Source organism: Rheinheimera sp. (genome assembly GCF_030824435.1).
Lineage (GTDB): Bacteria > Pseudomonadota > Gammaproteobacteria > Enterobacterales > Alteromonadaceae > Pararheinheimera.
The window spans coordinates 22,212-42,804 of the sequence record NZ_JAVBXS010000028.1 but is presented as its reverse complement, the minus strand read 5'-3'; the positions used below and the strand labels follow the sequence as shown (position 1 = coordinate 42,804).

At 46.9% G+C, this 20,593-nt stretch carries 18 protein-coding genes; 3 read left to right on the top strand and 15 right to left on the bottom strand.

Features of this window, described 5'->3' with window-relative positions; translation table 11 throughout:
* The first annotated feature begins 208 nt into the window (after positions 1-208).
* Both RCH83_RS07625 and RCH83_RS07620 read left to right on the top strand, forming a co-directional pair.
* Positions 209-928, top strand: coding sequence for an ABC transporter substrate-binding protein (locus tag RCH83_RS07625; protein ID WP_306520644.1), 720 nt, complete (start codon positions 209-211; stop codon positions 926-928).
* Between the two features lie 37 nt (positions 929-965).
* Positions 966-1,352: a VOC family protein gene (locus RCH83_RS07620; RefSeq protein WP_306520642.1), complete on the top strand. Its 387-nt coding sequence runs from the start codon at positions 966-968 to the stop codon at positions 1,350-1,352.
* Positions 1,353-1,433: 81 nt separating this feature from the next.
* Here the strand turns inward: RCH83_RS07620 and RCH83_RS07615 are convergent, their stop codons facing one another.
* The 15 genes from RCH83_RS07615 to RCH83_RS07545 all read right to left on the bottom strand — a co-directional run bounded on the left by RCH83_RS07615 (position 1,434) and on the right by RCH83_RS07545 (position 18,420).
* The gene (locus RCH83_RS07615; protein WP_306520640.1) at positions 1,434-2,579 is read right to left on the bottom strand and encodes an alkaline phosphatase family protein; all 1,146 of its coding nucleotides are present in this window, start codon (positions 2,577-2,579) and stop codon (positions 1,434-1,436) included.
* Between the two features lie 343 nt (positions 2,580-2,922).
* Positions 2,923-3,417, bottom strand: coding sequence for a hypothetical protein (locus RCH83_RS07610; protein WP_306520638.1), 495 nt, complete (start codon positions 3,415-3,417; stop codon positions 2,923-2,925).
* A gap of 6 nt (positions 3,418-3,423) precedes the next feature.
* A complete protein-coding gene (locus tag RCH83_RS07605) occupies positions 3,424-5,832 on the bottom strand; it encodes an ABC transporter permease (protein ID WP_306520636.1) in 2,409 nt (802 codons plus the stop codon).
* Positions 5,829-6,542 carry an ABC transporter ATP-binding protein gene (locus RCH83_RS07600; protein ID WP_306520634.1) on the bottom strand — a complete coding sequence of 238 codons (714 nt, stop codon included), beginning with the start codon at positions 6,540-6,542 and terminating at the stop codon, positions 5,829-5,831. The genes RCH83_RS07605 and RCH83_RS07600 overlap by 4 nt, the downstream gene beginning before the upstream one ends.
* Positions 6,543-6,552: 10 nt before the next feature.
* Positions 6,553-7,782 (bottom strand): efflux RND transporter periplasmic adaptor subunit, encoded by a 1,230-nt coding sequence (locus RCH83_RS07595; protein ID WP_306520632.1) that lies wholly within the window; start codon positions 7,780-7,782, stop codon positions 6,553-6,555.
* Positions 7,783-7,800: 18 nt separating this feature from the next.
* Entirely contained in the window at positions 7,801-9,915 is a 2,115-nt protein-coding gene (locus tag RCH83_RS07590; protein WP_306520631.1) for a peptidase domain-containing ABC transporter, read from the bottom strand.
* Entirely contained in the window at positions 9,912-10,529 is a 618-nt protein-coding gene (locus RCH83_RS07585) for a hypothetical protein (protein ID WP_306520629.1), read from the bottom strand. The genes RCH83_RS07590 and RCH83_RS07585 overlap by 4 nt, the downstream gene beginning before the upstream one ends.
* 186 nt (positions 10,530-10,715) lie before the next feature.
* Positions 10,716-10,886, bottom strand: a complete 171-nt coding sequence (locus RCH83_RS07580; protein ID WP_306520627.1) for a hypothetical protein — start codon at positions 10,884-10,886, stop codon at positions 10,716-10,718.
* Positions 10,887-10,997: 111 nt separating this feature from the next.
* Entirely contained in the window at positions 10,998-11,489 is a 492-nt protein-coding gene (locus tag RCH83_RS07575) for a helix-turn-helix transcriptional regulator (RefSeq protein ID WP_306520625.1), read from the bottom strand.
* 155 nt (positions 11,490-11,644) lie between these two features.
* Positions 11,645-11,791: a hypothetical protein gene (locus RCH83_RS07570; protein ID WP_306520623.1), complete on the bottom strand. Its 147-nt coding sequence runs from the start codon at positions 11,789-11,791 to the stop codon at positions 11,645-11,647.
* Between the two features lie 89 nt (positions 11,792-11,880).
* Positions 11,881-14,007, bottom strand: a complete 2,127-nt coding sequence (locus RCH83_RS07565; protein WP_306520621.1) for a winged helix-turn-helix domain-containing protein — start codon at positions 14,005-14,007, stop codon at positions 11,881-11,883.
* A gap of 112 nt (positions 14,008-14,119) precedes the next feature.
* The gene (locus tag RCH83_RS07560; protein ID WP_306520619.1) at positions 14,120-16,498 is read right to left on the bottom strand and encodes a S9 family peptidase; all 2,379 of its coding nucleotides are present in this window, start codon (positions 16,496-16,498) and stop codon (positions 14,120-14,122) included.
* A 25-nt stretch (positions 16,499-16,523) separates the two neighbouring features.
* Complete coding sequence (locus tag RCH83_RS07555) at positions 16,524-17,549, bottom strand: radical SAM protein (RefSeq protein WP_306520616.1); 1,026 nt, start codon at positions 17,547-17,549, stop codon at positions 16,524-16,526.
* Between the two features lie 15 nt (positions 17,550-17,564).
* Positions 17,565-18,197: a hypothetical protein gene (locus RCH83_RS07550; RefSeq protein ID WP_306520614.1), complete on the bottom strand. Its 633-nt coding sequence runs from the start codon at positions 18,195-18,197 to the stop codon at positions 17,565-17,567.
* A 64-nt stretch (positions 18,198-18,261) separates the two neighbouring features.
* Positions 18,262-18,420, bottom strand: coding sequence for a hypothetical protein (locus RCH83_RS07545; protein ID WP_306520612.1), 159 nt, complete (start codon positions 18,418-18,420; stop codon positions 18,262-18,264).
* Positions 18,421-19,125: 705 nt separating this feature from the next.
* On the opposite strand from RCH83_RS07545, the gene RCH83_RS07540 reads away from it, so the two are divergent.
* Complete coding sequence (locus RCH83_RS07540) at positions 19,126-20,547, top strand: sodium:alanine symporter family protein (RefSeq protein ID WP_306520610.1); 1,422 nt, start codon at positions 19,126-19,128, stop codon at positions 20,545-20,547.
* Positions 20,548-20,593 lie beyond the last annotated feature (46 nt).

The window sequence follows — 20,593 nt, the reverse complement described above, 5'->3', positions numbered from 1 at the left end:
TCAGGCGCTTTTTTTATTGTGCTTTTTATTGTGTTTTAGCACAAAGCTGCGCTGTCTGGCGGCTGCCCATTTGCACTACTGTTGTGGTATTGCCGGGCCATTATGCCGGGCTGTTGGCCGCTGCAATCACCTTGTCATGGCTGCAAATTGGCTGAGCTGCTTTTCTGCCACTAAGCTCTGTAACAGAAGGGTGGCAGCGGAGTGTTATATGATGATCAGGCAGCTGTTGTTGTTATTGTTGCTATGTAGTTTGCCACTGGCAGCGGATAACATCAGATTAATGACCAAAAGCTGGCCTGGTTTTACCAATGAAGATGGCAGTGGTGGTTATTTTGAATTAGTACAGCTGGCGCTTTCGCCCAAACCCGGTGAACTGCAGCTGGAGTTCAGCAATTTTAACCGCGCTCTGGTGCTGGTGGAAAAACAACAAGCCGATTTGGTGTTGGCCGTCACCAAAGAAGATGGCAATAAATTGTTGTTGTCGGCTGAACCTATCGACTTTGATACCATTACCGCTGTTTACAGCCAACGCCTGCAGTTACAAGGCCCTTTGCAGCTGTCTGCTTTATCCGAGCTGCGGCTGGCCTGGGACCTGGCCTACAACTATGGTGCAGTGTTAGGGCTGAGCACCGAAGGTTTTGAAGTGCATTCTGTGCAGCAAGGCCTTGAACTGGTTGCCAAAGGTCGGATTGATGTGTATCTGGCGGAGCAGGCCGATCTGCTCGAGGGCGGAGGGCCGCTGTTAAAAAGTCATAAACTGCTGCAGCAAGAAATATTGCAGGTGCCTGTTTATGTAGGGTTTTCCCGCTCAGTGCGCGGTACTATGCTAAAAAAACGCTGGGATAAAGGTATAGCAGCTTTAAAACAATCCGGCGCTTTACAGCAGTTGTATCTGCGTTACCCTGGTATGCGTCATACCGGGCCCTGACCATTTTGTTTTTATTGTGAGTTATCCGGAGTCATAGTTGTTATTAGCCATAGACCATGTTGCCATTATTTGCAGCGACTACCAAAAATCCAAAACCTTTTATAGTCAGACGCTTGGGCTTAAAATTCTGGCCGAACATTACCGCGCCGAACGGCAGTCCTGGAAGCTGGATCTGGCTTTAGCTGATGGCAGTCAGCTGGAGTTGTTTTCTTTTCCCGATGCCCCGGCAAGACCCAGCAAACCTGAAGCGCAGGGGCTTCGGCACTTAAGTTTTGTGGTGGCTGATGTGGCGCAAAGCAAAAGCTGGCTGGAAGCCAAAGGTGTTGAGGTGGAGCCTATTCGTATTGACCCTTACACCGGTAAACAATTTACCTTTTTTGCCGATCCGGATGGGCAGCCGCTGGAGATTTATCAGCGTCGTTAAGTGTGCCGGATTTTGTGTTTATCGGGCAATCAAACCATGTAGCGGGCGCTTTGCTGACGGCAATGTTAAAGCCCTGTGTTGTTAAGGCGCAGAGGTCTGCGTTTGGTTGTGGCGGCCAGCCAGCTGTTGTGAGGAGCTGGTTAACGGCAAAGCAGCCTGTGCTTTATACTGAAAAGCCTGAAAATCATACCCCAGCAGTTCAGCCACTGTGCTTGCTACCTGATGTTGCCACCAGGGGGTTGCCGTGCTTTTGACACCTTGTGGTGTTATGGCCGGACCCAGGGCTGCCAACCAGATTTCGTCTGAACCCTCTACAGCAGCAGAAGCTGTCAGTTTTTGCAGATAACCGGCCATAGCCCGCACGCTGCCATGATGTGACCAGCTGTCGGCGTGACGGCCGCGGCCGTGATCTGTGGTAATTAATAACGTGGTTTGGTTGCGGTAAAAGGGGTCGTCTTGCAGTTGTTGCCAAAGCTCGGCAATAAACTGGTCGGTACGCTGAGCCGCCCATAAATACTGGTCGTATTGGCGGTCGTGGGCAAAGTCGTCGGTTTCACCAAAAGCCACGTACAGCAGTGTTGGTTTTTTTCGTTTCAGGTATTCCAGCGAAAACTGCTGGGTAAACACATCCAACCGCACTGAAGGCCAGGGGCTGGGTGTCTGGCGTTGTAGTTTGTTCAGAAGGTGCAGCTCTGGGGTCAGTTCGCCGCTGGCACTGGCAAAACCGGCATTCACCGGCAGCTGGCTGCGCGGTACGTTCAGAATATAAGGCAACATATCCCAGGAGCCAAAAGCCGCTACTTTACCTTGTAAATCAGCTTGTTGATTTAGCCATTCCAACACTGTGACATTGGGGTTATAACGTTTGCTGTTGTTGTTGATGCCTGGATCTGCCACACCACTGAGCATTTCGTTATAACCAGGGTAAGACACTCTGGCTTTATTACTGACATTCATCAAGGATCCCTGATGGCGGTCGCCCACCAATAAACCTTGTTTTTTAATCACCTGATGAAAAAACGGCATCAGCTTTTCGGCTTTGTGACCTTTAAGCAAAGGTGCAAGCAGTTTGGGGTCGCGCACATAACGGCTGTCATTGGCCAGTTGTGCGTCGGCGCCATAAAACAATTCCTGCCAGCGCAAACCATCAATACTGACCAGTACTACTTTGGGGCTGAAGTGCTCTGGTTCTGCCGCCGCCATCAACTGGGGGCTGAACAAAGACAACAGGCAGCCGGAAGCATATAAAAGTCGTTGGCATAACAACGATGGTCGCAATACCAGTTGTGATACAAAGGCTTGCCGCACTTGGCTAAGCCGCCATTTTGCTGCTCGGGTGAAAGGCGCCAGGCAGAACAGGTTCATCAGTTATCCCCGCTAGATGCAAAATTTCACCAGCGTAGTGTTGCTGTGGGGCATGACAATTTGGTGCGATTTTTATAACCAAATGATGAACTTTAAGAAAAGTTGGCAGGGCAAAGGCGGGAAAATTTGGGTTAAGGTGCTGTTTTTGGCAGCCAGCGATTTCAGCTTTCAGCACACATTTAAGCACTGTTTCGCCACTTTAGCTTTATTGCTCCTTACCAATGACCAACTGATAAGACTCGCCATACAAAGATTGATAATCGATGACAATTTTCATTCTGCTGAACATCGCCACTCGTTCAGACTCGGTTTTAAAACAAGCTTTTCTAAAGGTGCTATAGACCATCTGCCGATCTGCAACTTTATAAAAGCGACCGATGTTGCCGCGTATATAACAATCAGGGTCTTCTCCTAATGCCAGCAGGAAATCTTCCCGGCTGGCATAAGATGTACCATCCACAAAATACTGTAAGCCTTTGACCTGAGCAGGGCCCATCCCATTGTTGTTGATAAACAGCTCCCAGCTCCCATCATCCTTGCTGTTTATCTCAGTTTCCAGATAAGGTCTTAACGACAACCTGTTGTGCTCTTGCATACTATTGCCCTGCCAGATGGACGTCGCCAGTGCACAAAGTGCCACCAACATGGAACACAAAGCAGTGTGTTTTTCCCAGTTGATGATTCTGATAGGTTTGATCATCAACTATTACTCATTACGTAATGCTTTAATGGGATCGGTCAGTAATACCCGGCGTAACGGAATAAAACTGCACAACAATGCGGCCACTGCTAATAATGCCGACAAGCCGCACACCAATCCCCAATTTGCCAGAAACATCAACTGCGGCATGGTGCGGCTAATTCCGGCAAGAAAGAAAAAACAACAAAAACCCAGCAGTAATGCTGCGCCTATTGGTTGTGCCAATTGAACGAGGTTAGCGTGCAGCAATTGCCTCAGGCTGGCACCCATCGCCATTTCTACCCCAAGTTGATAACGACGCGCCTGCACCAGGTAGCTCACTATCCCGGCAATACCGGCTAATACTGTTAATAAACTCATCAACGCCAATGTGGCCGATAACGCAGCGGCGAGCCGGTGTGCCAACGAAAAACGCGCAAAAGCAGTCTCTACTCTGGTGAGCTCTAATAACCCAAGCCGCGGATCTTGTTGCTGTAGCAGTTCTGCAATCAAGCTATCCTGCAACACTGCATCTGGGCTCAGTTTCAGCAGATAGCTATAGTCATTGCTGCCGCTGTTATCCGCTGGATAAAAAACCTCATCCACTTCAAAACCTGGATCTCCCGGGAAGTTGGTATTGCCGACGACCCCGATGATCTGACGCTGGGTACTGTCACCATTCAGCGCAATGCTTTGTCCTGTGGCAGCTTTACCACTCAAACGAGCAATACGATCGGCCAAACGCTGGTTGACGATGACCGGATAATGCTCCAAACCAACTTGTTCAGGTTGAAAATCCTGCCCGCTGACTTCCAGGCCGTAAAACTGAAAATAACCTGGCAATGTGCCGATCTGTCGTGCCGTCGAGATGACCTCACCCTGGGCATTATTAATTGCATCCTGCTTCCGGACTCTGGGAGCTCTTGGTTCCGACACAGCTGTAACGGCGCGGACCTGAGGTATATCGGCCAGACTTTGTAAAATGGCCTTGTGGTTATTCTGCCGCTGCTCGCGACTTTCCAAATCGGCGTAGTTGACAGTCAGCGACCAGAGATCCGTACTATTGATACCCGTAGAGCGGTTTGCTTCGGTCCATGCAATCACAAACACATGAGCTGTTGCCAACAGCACCAACAAGGATAAAAATAACTGCACCCCAATCAAACTATGCGCAACCCCCTGTCGTAATTGTTTGCCGGCACCTTTACCGCTGCTTTGCAAACCCGACATCAGCTGTTGTTCCCTTACACCACTCAACTCAATCCAGCTAAATAGCGTCGCTATCGCCAGCAACACAACCAGCGTGAGCAACAGCATCAAACCATCGATACGCAGCGCACTCATGCGTGGCAACTGAGCAGAGGCAACCTGTGCAATAGTGCTGAATCCCAGCCAGGTCAGCGTCAACGCCAGTAAACCGGCGCCAAACAACAGCATCACATTGTGTTGAAACACTTGAAAAAACATTTGTTTTTTGCTGGCGCCAAAGGCATAACACACCGCCAGTGGTTGCAAGCGTTTGACCGCTCGTGCCAACTGCATACTTGATAAATTCACCAACGCAATTAGGGTGAGCAGTGAGACTCCAGCCAGCAACATCAGTACCAACCGGCCCGAATCGCCGCGGATCTGCTGATGTAGCGGCACGACCTTGCCATAATACTCAAACATGTGCTGTAAATCGGGATGGCGCTGCGCCGAGGCTTGTTTCAGAATTTGGTAGGCTTCAGCGCTGACTTCCTGTTGCGTGACTCCCGGTTTTAAGCGGCCTAAGGCGTAAAAACCTGCGGAGTAACCATCAAAACCACGGATATCAACGTATTCATCCATATCCAGTGGCAACCAGATCGCCTGGTGTGCGTCTTGAAAGTCGGGTAGCTCCAGCGGCTTTTTTAACACCCCAATTACGGTAAACTGGCGTTGATTCAGTTGAATACTGTGGCCAATAATATCCTGTCTGCTCTGATAATGTTGCTCCCAGACTGCCTGACTTAACACCACTGACGGTTGTTTGTTGCCAGCCTGCTCCTGCTCGTTAAATAACCGGCCTAACAAAGGCTCAACACCCATCACTGCAAAAATATCGTGGGCACCGAACAGCACAGGTACTTTTGGTCGCGCCGGCAAATCCAGCAGCTTATATTCTGTTTGAAAATTAAAATAAATGGCCATCTGTTCAATAAGTTGGCTTTTTTGTTGAAAATCAAACAAGGTTTGTAAGTTACTGGCTTGATGTATAGCCCCCTGGTAATTGAGTTCACCGCCAATAAAATACAGCTCCCGATCATTTTTATAGGGGAGGGGGGCAAAAAAAGTAATATTAACCAGGCTGAGCACACTGAACAGCAGCGTCAGCGTAAACACCAGGCTGAGTACAACAGTGACGTAGTATTGCCGTGCCTGATGAAATTGACGCCAGATCATTTGCCAATTCATGCCACCTGCTCCTGTACCTCAAGATGCGGAGCGACAGCGTTAACGACCTTGCCATCAAGCAGATTTATTTGCCGGTGCGCCATAGTGGCATAACGAGGGTCGTGGGTGACCAGAATAATAGTGGTACCCTGGGCATGTAGTTCAGCCAGCAACGCCATCACCGCATCACCATTTTTTGAATCCAGGTTACCGGTCGGTTCATCCACCAGCATAATGCCGGAATCTGCCGCTAATGCCCGCGCTATGGAAATACGTTGCTGCTGACCACCGGATAGCTGGTTGGGGAACAAGGCGGCCCGATCGGCCAGACCTACTTTCTCCAGACATTCCAACGCCCTGGCCTGACGTTGCTTCACGCTGTCACCACGGTATTTCAGGGGTAAGGCGACATTGTCGAGCACTGTATATTCATCAATCAGATTAAACGCCTGAAATACAAAACCTATTCGCCGGCTGCGCATCTGTGCACGTTGCTCGGCATTCATGTCGGACACCAGCAAACCGTCAATAAAATATTCTCCACTATCCGCAGTGTCCAACAAGCCTAAAATGTTTAATAACGTCGATTTACCGCAGCCGGAAGGACCACAGATGGCGACATATTCACCTTCCTGCACACTGAAACTGACGCCATCCAGCACCACTTGTGGCTGGTCACCAGACTGAAAGACTTTTTTAAGTTGTTTTACTTTGAGTACATCGGTTTTCATGACCTGTTCCTTATTGAGTCAGTTTGAGTTGTGACACACTGCTATCAAACTGCAAGTCGCTGACAACAATACGATCGCCAGGCACCAGACCTGACACTATTTCAATTTGTTGACCAGAGGCCTTACCAAATTGCACCGGTACGCGGCTGGCAATCTGATTCGCATCCAGTTTAAACAGCTCTACCAGCGCATCTTCAGCCACGCCGGCTGGACGGTCGACAAAGCTCACCTGACCCCGGCTTTGACCATGGATCCGCGCATCGACCATTTGCATCGGGCGGATATCACTGCTTAATTGCTCAGGTAACAGAATATCGACTTGCACTGCACCATCAGTCACGACAGGGTCAATACGCACCACTTGCCCTGTCACAATGCCGTGGCGTGTATCCACTTCGGCGCTGGCACCTGACTGCAACAATCGCACTTGCATTTGTGGCACTTTCACCTCGGCCACTAACGGCGACAGGCTGCCAACTAAAGCCAGCTCATCGCCAACATTCACACTTTGGCCCAGGTTAACCGGTAAACGTTGCAACACACCCTTCATACCGGCACGAACCACCAATTGTTGTAACTGGGAAGTGGCGTTGTTCAGTTCGGTTTCGGCTTGCTGAATATCTTCCTGCTGGATCAACAGGTGTTGCTGATGCACTTGCTCCAGCGTGGCCAGTTTTTGTTTTTCCAACTGATAACGTTCCGCCAACTGTATTGCTTTGGCACGGCTACGCTTGGCCTCCATTCCTGAGATAATGCCGGCCGCGGCAAGCGGAGCTTCGGCTTCGACCTGCAAAGCCGCCAATTCTGAGTCTGATTTTAATTCAGCGAGGTGTGAGCTTTGCTCTAAAATTTCGCGTTGTTGCTCCAGCACCAACCGACGGCTGTTACTGCGTTTATTGTGCAGGTTCGCCAATGCTTGTTGTGCAGCAACTTCAAGTGCAGGGTTCTTCAGTGTCAGCAGGATAGTGTCGGGCTCAACAACGGCGCCTGGCCGCAATTTTATTTCATCCACTGTAGCCACATTGCTGGCCGTCAGCAGCCTTTGGTTGCGCGATTGCAAACTGCCATAACCGGTCACTCTTTGGACAAAGTCGCCGCTTTGCACTGTGGCCACACTGACACTGGCTTCACTGACGTAATGTAAACCTCCGGCAAAGCCTATACTCCAGCCGCTGACCAGTAACAGGACCGACAGCCCGCCAACTGTGCTATACACCAGAGTGCTAACTTTATTTTTCATGGTTGCAATTTCCTATTTTCAAGCACTTTGCGCAATGGGCGCTGCCGCCGTTAACCCGGCTAAATCAATCACCCGATCTGCAGCCTCAATCGTTTCTTTGCGGTGGGCAACACTGATCCTGGTCATGTTTTTTTGCTTCAGGTATTGATTCACGCGTTGTTCGCTTAAGCTGTCCAGGTGACTGGTGGCTTCATCCAAAAACAGTATCTTCGGCTGAGTGTAAAAGGCCCGCGCCAGCAAAATTCGTTGCTTTTGCCCGCCGGACAACGCACTCCCCAGATCGCCTACCTGGGTGTATAAACCCATTGGCATTGCCTGGATTTCATCCCAAATAGCGGCACCTTTCAGCGCCTCCTTTACCAATTCCAGATTTGGTGATGGCTCGAAAAATGTAATGTTTTCAAGTAGCGAGCCATTTAATAGTTGATCATTCTGCATCACGGTAGCGCTGAAGCGCCGAAATTGGCGAAAGCCTAAGGTCTTGAGTGGCATACCATCCAGCAACAAATCACCTTGTTGTGGTTGTATTAACCCTGTCATAATTTTCAGTAATGAAGACTTGCCTAAACCGGAACGGCCCACAATAGCCACCGACTCTCCGGCCTTGATGCTAAAACTCAGCCCCTGATACAGCCATGGCGTACTGTCACTGTATCTAAAGTGCAAATTCCGCACTTCTAATGCGCCTGCCACTTGCCCGGTTTGCACAGTCATTCTGCCCTGATCTTGTTCAGGTTCTTGCATGACAATATCGGACATCCGCCGCAGGTAAGTGCCGGCAATACGAAAGCGGAAAATATTGTCAATCAAGGATTGTGCGCTATCCGCAAATTGTTGCCGATAGGCGAGATAAGCCAAAAACATGCCCAGGCTCAAGGCACCGTCAATAATAAACTGCGCCCCAATCAGCACTATGACCAGATACTCGATCCTGCCTAGAGCATTCTGTGTCACATCACTGGCAATGGTAATTTTTTCCCGCTGGATACTGGCGTTTAAAGTGTCGGCATAAAAATTCATCCAACTGGATAAGCGGCTGTTTTCTTTAGCAAAACTTTTTATTGGCATGATTGCCCGAATCGTTTCAATAAAATGACTATTTTCCCGGGCGTGTTTGCTTAATTGCTGTTCTAAATGGCTATTTTCTTTGTTAGTCAGGAAAAAACGAATGATATACAGAGTCAGCAAAAAGCCAACAGAAACAAGTGCTAACTCCTTGTTGTAATGAAACATAATCATTAACGTCGACACACTTAACAAGCCATCGACTACTGCAGTAATAAATCCACGGCTAATCAGACGTTGTACTTCATTAAAAGCTTCAAATCTGGATTTGATATCGCCAACATGCCGACTTTCAAAAAAACTCAAAGGCAAATGCAGCAGATGCCGCTGAATGTTGGCTTTTATCTGAAAGCTCAGATTTTTATCCAGATACATGATGGCGGCAGAGCGGATTATCTGTGCCATGACCGATAGCACCAGTACCAATGAAAAGCCGATAAATACCGACCATAGCAGACTGGCCTGGCCAGAGCTGATCCCCTGATCAATCACCACCCGGATGTAATAGGGTGAAACAAGAAACAGCCCCTGCAGCAGCAGCGCTATGATAAAAATCTTAGTTAAAGACGACCATAATCCGTCAACTTTACCGATAAACTGACGCAGCGGTACCCGGATACGTTCATCTTTGCGCTCGAAGTTGCCTGAGGGGACCAGCTCGATCACAATGCCGGTGAAGGATTCTGAGACCTGATTCCAGTCCAGATTCAGACGCCCTTTGGCCGGATCATGAATAGTAATACCTCGGCTGGTGACTTTTGCCAGGGTGACGAAGTGGTTAAAATTCCAGTGCAAAATGGCTGGTTTTTTCACCTTCGCCAGTTGGCCTAAATCTAGTTTAAGCACACGGGCAGACAAGCCTAATTCATCAGAAATCTGCACTATTTGTTTTACTGTCACGCCATGCAAACCAGTAGGGTACTTCTGTCGCATCGCCAGCATATTGGTTTTAAAACCGTGATAACAAGCGACCATCGCAATACAGGTAATGCCGCATTCTGCGATTTCGCTTTGCAGATAAACAGGCAGTTGTTTGCTACTGAATTGAATGTAGTCAGAAATGTTCATTTACTGCCCTCACGAAGCAAAGCAAAAAAGTTGTTGCGCTTTACGCTCAACTCCAATCGAACTGCCGCTGAGGGGTGCAATACCGCAACATCATAAGCAGGCTCTAACTGAATACCGATGTTCATGATGCCTTGTTGAAATGGTCCAACGACCGAGTGCACCTTGCCTTTTGCCTGATGATGACCAGCTTTCAGTTTTACCAGCTGCCCCGGTTTTAATTGCTCGGACTTTGCCCCAGATAAGGTAAAGAAAAATAAGTGTTCGTTATTCATTCGCAGAATTTTGGCGAAGGCTTGAAAAGCCTGCGCTGTTGTTCCTGCATTAAGCATGGAAAAATAAACGCCTGTTTCGTTGCTGCTGATGAGATCAGTTTGCTCAACGCGACTGGCCACATCAAATGAACGGACCTGAGTAATGACCTGCTCGCGGTTGATACGGCTGCCATCCGGATGTAAATGCCGCTCCACCACAATAGGCACTGGCGATACGATGGGAAAATAGTTGGATTCATGCGCTGCAAGGTTGAATCGTTCTGTACTGACAAAGGGGTAAATAACCGCCAGAAACAACATAAAACAAACGGCAATGATCATGACCAGCAGCGCTTTATCCAACAATAACGGCTGCTGAATCACCGAATCTCCAAACTCCTGTGATTTGTATTGCTGGCGTAGCGCTTCTTTACGAAAGAGCTTCAGATATGACATCTCAGACTGTCCTATTCGAAAAATAAGGTGTTTATAATCAGCGACGTCTAATCCTCTGTCACCCTGTCAAATACGTCAGTATGCGAAGTCTGGTTAACGCTGTGGTGCTGTGACCGCATCGTCTTCCAGTTGGATGTAAATCTCGTCAGGATTGAGAAAACCACCGACAATTTTGTCCAGCTCATCCAGGGCTGTAACTTCGATAAAACCTTCCAGAGTTGTATTTGCCGCTAACGGTTGGTCCGGACATAAAAAGTCATTCATGATGCACCTCGATACTTAATCATTGGGTTGTGCTAAAGGGTGTTACGAAGCGCCTGATACGACAATCATCAGGCTATGCTTTTTTTATAACTAATTAATAACCATCGAAAATCACAGTATATTCATGCAGTTATGAATGAGTTGTTGTCTGTTGGTGCTACCCGTTTTTTGCATACTGTTGCTAAGATGAAAGTTAACTGTACGCTCGGTGATAGTGAGAATCCGGCTAATTTCCCAGGACGTTTTGCCTTGCGCAGCCCAGTAAATACACTCTATTTCACGCGGGGTTAACTGAGAGTCGCGCACATTGTTGCTACCGCTCAGGCGTCGATAAGTGTCATACAGATACATAGCGATCACTTGCCAAAACCAGCCGAGCTTTTCAGCGAGTTTTGGTTCAATGATTGATGGTGAAAACCCCAAAATGAGACATCCATAATCCGGACGTGACGTCACCACAGGAACCAGCAAGCTGGCCTGTGGTAAAGTCGCTTTGATCAATTCACCGGAGTCAGACCAGGACGGTTTACAACAATGCAGGTTTAGCTGTTTTAATGCTGCCGGAGTAAGGTGTTGTTTAACATGCTCAGGCGCTGTGCCCATAAAGACAGTGCTGCTGCTATGTACAACAAAGCAGCACCATTCTATATGAGACAATTCAGTGAACTGAACGACATAAGCTTCCAGCTGGGGCAGTGTTGTCATCTGGTTCAATTCGGCCACTGTTTGCTCAAAGAGAGTCATACGGCCTCCCGTATTTAATCTTCGATGTCACAAGTGCTAAGAACCTGACAAATAGAAAATGGAGTTTCTGGTTCTTTGTCGGATGGTTCTCTGTCTGAATCTACTTCAACTGCAAATGCTGCAGATAAGAGGACGAATATCGCAAGTAAGATTTTTTTCATGGTAATGCTCCTTTATGTGTCGGGAAAATATTGACCCCAAACAGGAGCTGAGAAAATAACGAAGGGCTCAATTTACTGTGGTTAATTTGTTACTTTTTAGTAATGAACACAGATAAATCAACTTCATGCAGATTTGTGGTACGTGACCCCAGGCTATAAACCAGTATCTGGTTGCCATCTTCATTGATCGCAAATCGAGGCCACATTTTTTCAAATAGAAAATTGGTTTTCTTTAACTCGCCACTTATTAAATCCAACTGGTTTAACCAGGTTGATGCCAGATCAAAATCACTCCAGATCAACTGTTGCCCCTTCACATACCAACGGCTGATAAAATCGGTGTTGATACTGTAGCCAAGAGGTTTGATTTGACGGAATTGCTGATCCAGCAGATATAAGCCCCCCTGATCCATAGCGCCGACAAACCCAACTGCGGTTTCCCGTACAGAGCGGTATCCTTTGACCAAGGGGCGGCTACTTTTTGTCGCTCGTTCAAATTGATGCAGTTCCCACTGCCCGGCAATTAACTGACCAAAATAAACTTTGTTGCCATCCAGCGAAAACGTCGCGTGGTTATCCAGATAACTCTGTGAGGACGAAATCAGCTCAAGTGAATTATTTTTCAGATTAAGAACCAATAGTTGCTGCCCTACATGCAACAGCAATGCATTTTGTTTTGGATGATGGTCCAACAATTCAAACTGTTGATCAGTGCTATACAAGACCTCTTTGCGAATACCGGTGTGGTCGAATTTCACTAACATCCGGTTATTTTGTGTTTGTACTACGCCAAAATATCCCTGTTCGCCGTCTGCATAATTGATCATCCTTACACCCGGTGGAACATTCACCAATCGCTTCAAGGCGACTTCAGGAGTAAGGAATAACTCGCGAAATACCGGTTCTGACAGGTATTCATTTTGTAGCAGCAATAGTTGCTGCTTCACTGCGGTAATAGAAAAATCAGCGATTTTTCCTTCGCCATGTTCCATGAGCAGCCGTTGATTATTTAAGCCGAATTCAACCAACACCAATCCGCGCTTATCCAGAGCCAGCAGTGATTCTTCACCGAACCAGTCTAATTTGCCGATCCGGCCCACAGTGTTCCCGGAGTAACGGATACGCTTTGACTGAACGTCCTGAATTTCCAACCTGAACTCAACGCCATTGACCAGTACAGCATTGGCGAGCCACTGCCCCGAAGGTGAGTAAACGGATTGATATATATGCTCTATTGCACTACTTCGCGCTTGCAACAGCTTTAATTCTTTTGACCCTGTCTGCCACTGATATAACTTCAGAGTGCCTTGCACTTTGTCAGCGGCATTAATTAACCAGTCGCCTTTGTTCGTACCGGGGCTCAAATGAGAAATAATGGGAAAATTTGCCACAGTCTGTTCCCGCACCAGCTGCATGCTTTTGTCCAATTGCAAATGATAGATGGAGGAATCACCCACGCGCTGATCAACAACAAGCAGTGATTGATCATCATCAAACACCAGCATCGAAGGTTGCTGGCTAGCCACTGGCAGAATACGGATGTCACGGGTCCGCCGGTTCATGACATAAATTTGCCAGGGTTCACTCTGGTTTTGCCGGCCGATAAAGGCCAGATGAGAACCATCCGGAGATACCGTCAGGCCGCGCTTTTCTCCGGCCGGCATGGGGATCAATTGGCCTGACAATGGCGACTCTTCAAACAAAGGGGTTTGTTGTTGCCACAACAATACCAACCAGAGCATGGCTGCACTCACAAACAACAGCAGAACCAAAGCGAACAGCCGAACGGGTCTATGGAGATGAATTTCTGGCTGCTCAGGCGCTGCAGTGTAACCCCCCGACACATGCAGAAGGTCGACATCAGTTCCGGGGGGGGCAATACTTTCTGCTGCTGCAATGGGAAAATCAGCAACGTCACAAATCAGTTTGTAACCGCGTTTCGACAGAGATTTGATGTATTTCGGTTCGGCGATATCACTATCACCCAGCAGCGTGCGAAGCTTTTTAATAGTTCCTCTCACCGCGGTATCGCTGACGACACGACCAGGCCAAACTTGATCATGCAATTCCTGCAGGCTGCTGTAGCGATCCCGGTGGCTATACAAATACGCCAGCAGCTCTAGTACCTTGGGTTCAGCTCCTAATTCAATATCCCCCGAAAACAGCAAGTTACTGCTGGTATCGAGAATAAAATCACCCAAGATAACTTTAGACATACACCAAAAATGCCACAAAAATTTAATGGCATTATTACCTGTCAATTACGACAGGGCAAGCGATAAAACCGGGCTATCTGAAGAGTTTGTTTCCACAACAGTACAGTCGTGGTTAATTGATTTGGGCACACTCCCTTAACCAGGTTGATTGCTCCATCAGCATCTGCTCGATGGTTTCCCGATAACGATACACATGGCGTTCTTTGCTTAATAACAATAGTTTTGCATGCAGCTGATTTGCCTGAAGTGCCTGAAACATCATTTCAGATTGCAAAGGCGAAGTGCCTGGATTTTCATCCGCCATGCCATGGATCAGTAACACCGGTGTTTTAATTTTATCGGCATAAAAGAATGGAGACAGGCGTTGATATAAATCAGGCGCCTGCCATAAAGTACGTTTTTCGCCTTGAAAACCCAGCGGCGTCAACGTTCGATTGTAAGCGCCACTGCGTGCTATGGCGCAGCGAAAATCCGTGCGCTCGGTCAACAAACTTAACGCACTGAATGCACCGTAAGAGTGGCCCATCAATACCAGGCGGCTGGTATCAATACGGCCAGTATTTTTTAACGCGGTAATTAACGCCGAGATATTTTGCTGCTGTTGCTGCATAAAGGTGTCATTCGGCTCTTGCCCATCCTGATGGATGATCGGTGCATTACTGGCATCAACAACAGCAAAACCATCATAAAGTGCAACCAGAGGACCCAGTGGGTCAATTGGAACAAATGTTTCTTGCTGTGATGGTTTAGGTTGTTGCTGATGATGACGATATTCGCGTGGATAAAGCCAAATGACTGCAGGTAACAGGTCATTGCCATTGTGCTGTGGCAGGTATAACTGACTATACAACTGCACGCCGTCATTACGCTGAAATTCGAGTAGAACAGGCTTTGGCGTCGCCGCAACAGCGTCGGAGTGCCAATCATAAATCAGCTGGTTTGCTGCATTTTTTTTGTTGAGCCATAAGGACGGAGCGCGTTGAGCTGACTCTGTTGAGACGATTAACCATTCGCTATCATCTTGTATACGCAGATAAACCGGCGTCTGGCTTTGTTGCTGATGCTCGGGTTTAAATATGCTGACCTGATCCTTGGGATCTATCCCTTGCCGGATAAGATAAGCGCCATCTCCCCAACGATGCAGTCCTTTTGCGAGGAAATAAACCTCCTGGGATTTTTTACTCACTAACTGACTTCGTCCATCGGGAAGGGCCTGGGTCACCAACTCGCCGGGAAACTCTGCCTGATTTGTATAGTCGTATTGTGTTAACAGTGTCGGAGCCTGATGAATTGTATTAAGCAGCAGGCTCCAGTGTCTCAGTTGTTTTAACCCGGCGTGAAAATCTGTGTAAATGAGTCGTCCATACCCGGACAGATACAATTGATGCAAACGCCATTGCGATTTGAAGAGTTCTTTGGGTAATTCGGTAAACGGTGCCGCTAAGGACATGACTGCATCCCGATACTGAGCTTCCACCTTATGTCCGCGTGGCTCTATACTCTGTGCCCAAATTAAAGTAGCGGGCACATCAGGCCGCCACTGCACCAAACGTGAACCTCGTGCAGCTGCGTCAGCCTCTCTGGCTCGTTGTTGATCAGTCTGGAGCTTTGGCAATAACGCCCTTACTTTTCCGCTGGCAATTTCGACAATCTGATACTCGCGCGCCAGGCGGTTCAACATGACTCCCGGTTGTACTTCATCAGCGAAATGCTGTACCAGCAAATAGCGCCCATCAGGTGAAACACTGATCGACTCTAATAACAGCGCTGCCGTTAACGGATGTTTTTCACCATTCTGACGCAACAGCACCGCTTGTTGGCGCAGCAAACCGGCAAAACTCAAGCGTGCGAATTCGGAATCAAGTGTATGACGATAAACCCTGGTCTGAACGGACTGCTTTTTGGTAACTTGCATTGTGGCAGCGTGCATTGTTGAGGCATCAACCGGCTGCATGGCACTGTGGCGGATCACCACACTTTGACTATCTGGCAACCAGACAAGCGCAGGCGAGTCTAACTGCCCTGAAACGGCAACTTCAGACCAGAATTCCGGTTGCTGCGCAGAAACGTGAAAACGCCAGACATCCAAAGCTTTTGCACTCACGCCAATGATTGCGAAGCTTTTGGAGTCAGGCGCCCAAAACACATCATGGATCTTGCGATCCGGCAACGACAGCTCTGTACTTTGCCCGGTGTTTAACTGAATAAATGTGAGTTTGTCAGCCGATAGACTGCCAGACTCCAGCGGACGATCACTATCAAATTCACGTCCCAAAAGTTCAACACGCGCTTCACTACCTTTTGCATGGATGGAGGGGTAATCATTTTTACTTGCCAGAACCAGCCATTTTTGGTCGGGTGATAACCGCATTAACCCTGGACCGACATTTTTCATCAACTGCTGGTAGCTGTACTGAGCCTGCTGTTCTGGTTTATATGCTGAAGTCCCGGCGAAAACCAGACCACCAGTTACTCCGGCAATAAAGAGCATACTGCGGCTGATACAAATTGACCAATTACGCCACCTGAATGACATTGATCTCTCCGACTGTCACATTTTTCTTTTCGGGATGGGCATTCAAGTAACTTAAAGGACAACCCAGACGCCATTTATCAAGTGTGTCAAAGCCACTAATCCAGCTGCCAATTTTTTGATGTTGAAGACTTAAAGTGCCGTCTTCATTGATTCTGCCCACTTTATTAATATCATCTTTTAAAGCAACAGTGCATTTGTTCAGGCTTCCATCTGCCCGGACAGCCAAAGAGTTGGGTTTGGATGCGTAGCAAATATAATTTGGTTTATCGCTGGTATCACCGTAATAGCGGGCATTTAATTCAGTCACAAAGTTGGCAGCACTTTTTTTACTTATTAACTGCTGCACTTTGTTCTGATCACCACCAAGGTTCGAGATTGCTTTAAAAAATAATGAAAAACGTGGATCACTTGCCAGGTGTTGCTCATAGAGTTTTAGAAAACGCTCTATTGCTTCTTGATTCAGATCGGTTACATGAATGCGTAATATAATGTGGAACTCTAAATCGGTTGCCGCTGCATCCATTAATCGTTGCCAGATACGGGTAAAACTACCCCGGCCATTTTTTGTAATCCTGGTCTGATTATGTACTTCCTCATCACCGTCAATAGAAATCTGAAAGCGGGTTTGATTCAGTGAAACCAGACGGGCGAGTGTGCCGGTGTCGAGCAGAAAACCATTGGTGGTAACGTCACCAATCATTTTGCAATCGTATTGCTGACATAATTCATAAGCGTGCTCAGCTATCTCAAAAAGAATCTGTTTTGCGACCAACGGCTCGCCACCAAACCAAGACAGGCTAAGACATTTTAGTTTTTGCACTTTGTGTGTTAATAACTGCTTTATGGCGTCAACTAACCACCTCGGCATATTCCCAACTTCAAAGTCTTCGTAACAGTAAACGCACCGAAAATTACATTCTTCGGTAGGGAAAAGAATCAAGTTAAAAATATCATTCCTTAAAGAATACATGACATCTTTTCTATCAAAACCTTGAACCATGCTCATTTCAAACCTCAGTTGTTACTTATTCATCAGATGATTAATCAAGCCGTAAAGATCATCGTCCAGATTTTTAGAGTCTAAAGACGAAAGGTTAACTCTATATTTTCCTTTAACAATTAATGTAGGAAGAGACACGATGGTTTTATTGCCAACGAGATTTAAGTTTCTTTCTTTTAATTTAAGAAATAAATCAGAAATTTCTTTTTCCTGTAACGCAGCTTCCGAAACTAATGAGTTCAAGCCAGAATCAATTAATAGTTTATTTAAAGATTCTTCTGAAGATAAATCTTTTTTGTCAACATGAAAGGCGTTAAAAACAACTTCATCAAGTTGATCAACACTATTGTCTTTTATGGCAAGTAAACGAATCTTTGCAAGATAGCTATTGATTGGTGCGGCTTCACTGGATACATGGCTAATGTAAGTTTTCTCAATAACTACACGATCTGATAGCCGCCCTTGTAGCCGAGTTAATACTGATTGAAAACGGAAACAATGAACGCAGAAGTATGAAAACACCTCTTCTATTGAATCTGAATTTACTCCAGTTTCGGTGGCTATGTAGTGCTTTCCTTCAATATATCTCTCTTCAGCACTCATTTCAGCTGAATATAGCGTCAGAAAAAATAATATGAATATTTTTTTAATCATAATTATCACCAGAATTTTCTCAGCAAGTTAATTTTGAAGTTAACTTGCTGAGAATTAATAATTATTACTTTTCTTTACAGCCGCAGTTAGAGTTAGAGCAGTTAAATAAACACTCTTCATCTACTTCTTCTGGATTGCTTCCGCCGGAAATTTCTTCCAGGAACTCATCATTTAACGTTACATTGCCATTTTCATCTAACAACACTTTATTGTCTTCGCTCATAAATCACCTTCATTAAGTTGGTTGTGTACTATTGCAATTATAAAATGCAATATCAGCATAACCAGAGCGGCTGATGTTTAAACCTGTAAAATAGAACAGGTGCCATAACCAGAGAAGATGAGGTACTACAGTACAGATAACTGCAGGTCGGTTATTCAATGGCATATTTATGTCATGTGGGAATAAATGAGCGGTGATGCTCTGAGAGAATTCAATCAGAAAAATAAATGCAATTATCGAAGCCTGCCCATCAAGATTATTTTGGGTAAAGTTCGATGGATAAACTATATGCCGGCAAAAGTTATACCAGCAAAGCCTGATCCGGTGAGCCACTGAAGAAAGGCATCAGGCGGATGACGAAGGTGCGCAAAAATATGCAAGCGAAGGCCATATCGTTGTGGGGCAACAGGTTGTGCTTAAGGCGCTTTTTTTGAAACCATCAATGCCAGTTGAAAAAACAACACACAGATAGAGCACTGCAGACAGCGCTGTGTGCATGGTTTTATGCTGAACATGACTGATTAGCTATCCAATTAAAAGGCAACAAGCCACAACTGAAACATCACTTAGGCGGAGTTTAATGCCATGACTGTCAGGCTTTGTTAAACCGGTGTCAGGTTAACTGAATGATGAACTTTGTGTACCCTGGGCAAGGCTTGGTAAAACTGTGGTAAGGTGCTGTTTTTTACAGCCAGAGATTTCCAGATGTCCAGCGAATTCAGCTTTCAGCAAGCTTTTGAGCAGCTGAGTACCGCGCTTGCCAGTGTGGTGTTTTATTCATTTAATGTGCAGGGTGTTGCTATTCCGGTCACAGTGTTGTGGCTGATGTGTGGTGCCATTGTTTTCACTTTTTACCTTGGGTTTATCAATATCCGTGGTTTTCGCCATGCGTTGAGGGTAGTGCGGGGGGATTTTGCCGACAAAAACGACAAAGGCGAAATTAGCCAGTTTCAGGCTTTGTCAGCGGCTTTATCCGGCACTGTGGGCACCGGCAATATTGCCGGTGTGGCTGTGGCTATCACCCTGGGTGGACCAGGCGCGACTTTCTGGATGATAGTGGCAGGTTTTCTCGGCATGACCACCAAATTTGTTGAATGTACACTGGCGGTAAAATACCGGCAGATTTTGCCGGACGGCACAGTGGCCGGTGGTCCTATGTATTACATCAAAGCGGCTTTGGAAAAATACAACTTACCCAGACTGGGCAAATTTCTGGCCGGTTTTTTTGCGGTGGCCTGTGTGTTCGGCTCAGCCGGTTTTGTGCATGTCAATCAGGGTTTTGTGCAGGTAAAAACAGTGACGGGTTTTGATAATGCCTGGCTCTTTGGTTTTATTTATGCTGCTTTGGTGGCGCTGGTGATTGTCGGTGGCATTAAAAGTATAGGCCGGGTGACCAGCAAACTGGTGCCGCTGATGTGTGGTATTTATCTGGCGGCAGCGCTGGTGATTATTGGCCTGCACTGGCAGGACATTCCGGCAGCACTCTGGACCATCCTTAAAGGTGCTTTTGCCCCTGAAGCTGCTTATGGTGGGGTGATTGGCGTGCTTATTCAGGGCTTTCGCCGGGCTGCCTATTCCAATGAAGCCGGTATTGGTTCATCTCCTATTGCCCATGCGGCCGCCCGCACCAATGACCCTGTTTCTGAAGGTTTTGTTGGTTTGTTAGAGCCTTTTATCGACACTGTGGTGATTTGTACTATTTCCGCTTTGGTGATTATTTTAACCGGCGCTTATCTGCAAACCGGGCTGGATGGTGTGCAACTGACTTCTTCGGCTTTTGCTTCGGTGTTTGATTGGTTCCCGCTGGTGCTGATGGTAGCTTTGTTGCTTTTTGGTTACTCCACTGTGGTGAGCTGGGCTTATTATGGCCAAAAAGGCTGGGGCTATTTGTTTGGTGAACACAAATACAGTATCCGCAGTTATAAGGTGCTGATTTGTGCCGTTGTTGCCATGGGGGCAGTACCTAACGTATTGGCTGTGTTCGATTTTATCGACTCGATGATTTTCCTGATGGCGGTGCCGAATATTCTGGCTTTGTATTTGTTATTGCCGGAAGTGAAACAGGATTTGCAGACTTATTTGCGTAAAATCAATGCCAAACAACAACTCAGCGCATCACAGATATAATTTTGCGCTGCGCTCGACAAAGTTCGCTGCTGCAACAACACTGAAA

Excerpts from the sequence above, each read along its gene's own strand:
- RCH83_RS07600 (WP_306520634.1), bottom strand. The coding sequence starts at position 6,542 with ATGAAAACCGATGTACTCAAAGTAAAACAACTTAAAAAAGTCTTTCAG.
- RCH83_RS07555 (WP_306520616.1), bottom strand. The coding sequence starts at position 17,549 with ATGAGCATGGTTCAAGGTTTTGATAGAAAAGATGTCATGTATTCTTTA.
- RCH83_RS07595 (WP_306520632.1), bottom strand. The coding sequence starts at position 7,782 with ATGAAAAATAAAGTTAGCACTCTGGTGTATAGCACAGTTGGCGGGCTG.
- RCH83_RS07575 (WP_306520625.1), bottom strand. The coding sequence starts at position 11,489 with ATGGGCACAGCGCCTGAGCATGTTAAACAACACCTTACTCCGGCAGCA.
- RCH83_RS07570 (WP_306520623.1), bottom strand. The coding sequence starts at position 11,791 with ATGAAAAAAATCTTACTTGCGATATTCGTCCTCTTATCTGCAGCATTT.
- RCH83_RS07610 (WP_306520638.1), bottom strand. The coding sequence starts at position 3,417 with ATGATCAAACCTATCAGAATCATCAACTGGGAAAAACACACTGCTTTG.
- RCH83_RS07590 (WP_306520631.1), bottom strand. The coding sequence starts at position 9,915 with ATGAACATTTCTGACTACATTCAATTCAGTAGCAAACAACTGCCTGTT.
- RCH83_RS07540 (WP_306520610.1), top strand. The coding sequence starts at position 19,126 with ATGTCCAGCGAATTCAGCTTTCAGCAAGCTTTTGAGCAGCTGAGTACC.
- RCH83_RS07545 (WP_306520612.1), bottom strand. The coding sequence starts at position 18,420 with ATGAGCGAAGACAATAAAGTGTTGTTAGATGAAAATGGCAATGTAACG.
- RCH83_RS07625 (WP_306520644.1), top strand. The coding sequence starts at position 209 with ATGATGATCAGGCAGCTGTTGTTGTTATTGTTGCTATGTAGTTTGCCA.
- RCH83_RS07580 (WP_306520627.1), bottom strand. The coding sequence starts at position 10,886 with ATGAATGACTTTTTATGTCCGGACCAACCGTTAGCGGCAAATACAACT.
- RCH83_RS07605 (WP_306520636.1), bottom strand. The coding sequence starts at position 5,832 with ATGAATTGGCAAATGATCTGGCGTCAATTTCATCAGGCACGGCAATAC.
- RCH83_RS07565 (WP_306520621.1), bottom strand. The coding sequence starts at position 14,007 with ATGTCTAAAGTTATCTTGGGTGATTTTATTCTCGATACCAGCAGTAAC.
- RCH83_RS07560 (WP_306520619.1), bottom strand. The coding sequence starts at position 16,498 with ATGCTCTTTATTGCCGGAGTAACTGGTGGTCTGGTTTTCGCCGGGACT.
- RCH83_RS07550 (WP_306520614.1), bottom strand. The coding sequence starts at position 18,197 with ATGATTAAAAAAATATTCATATTATTTTTTCTGACGCTATATTCAGCT.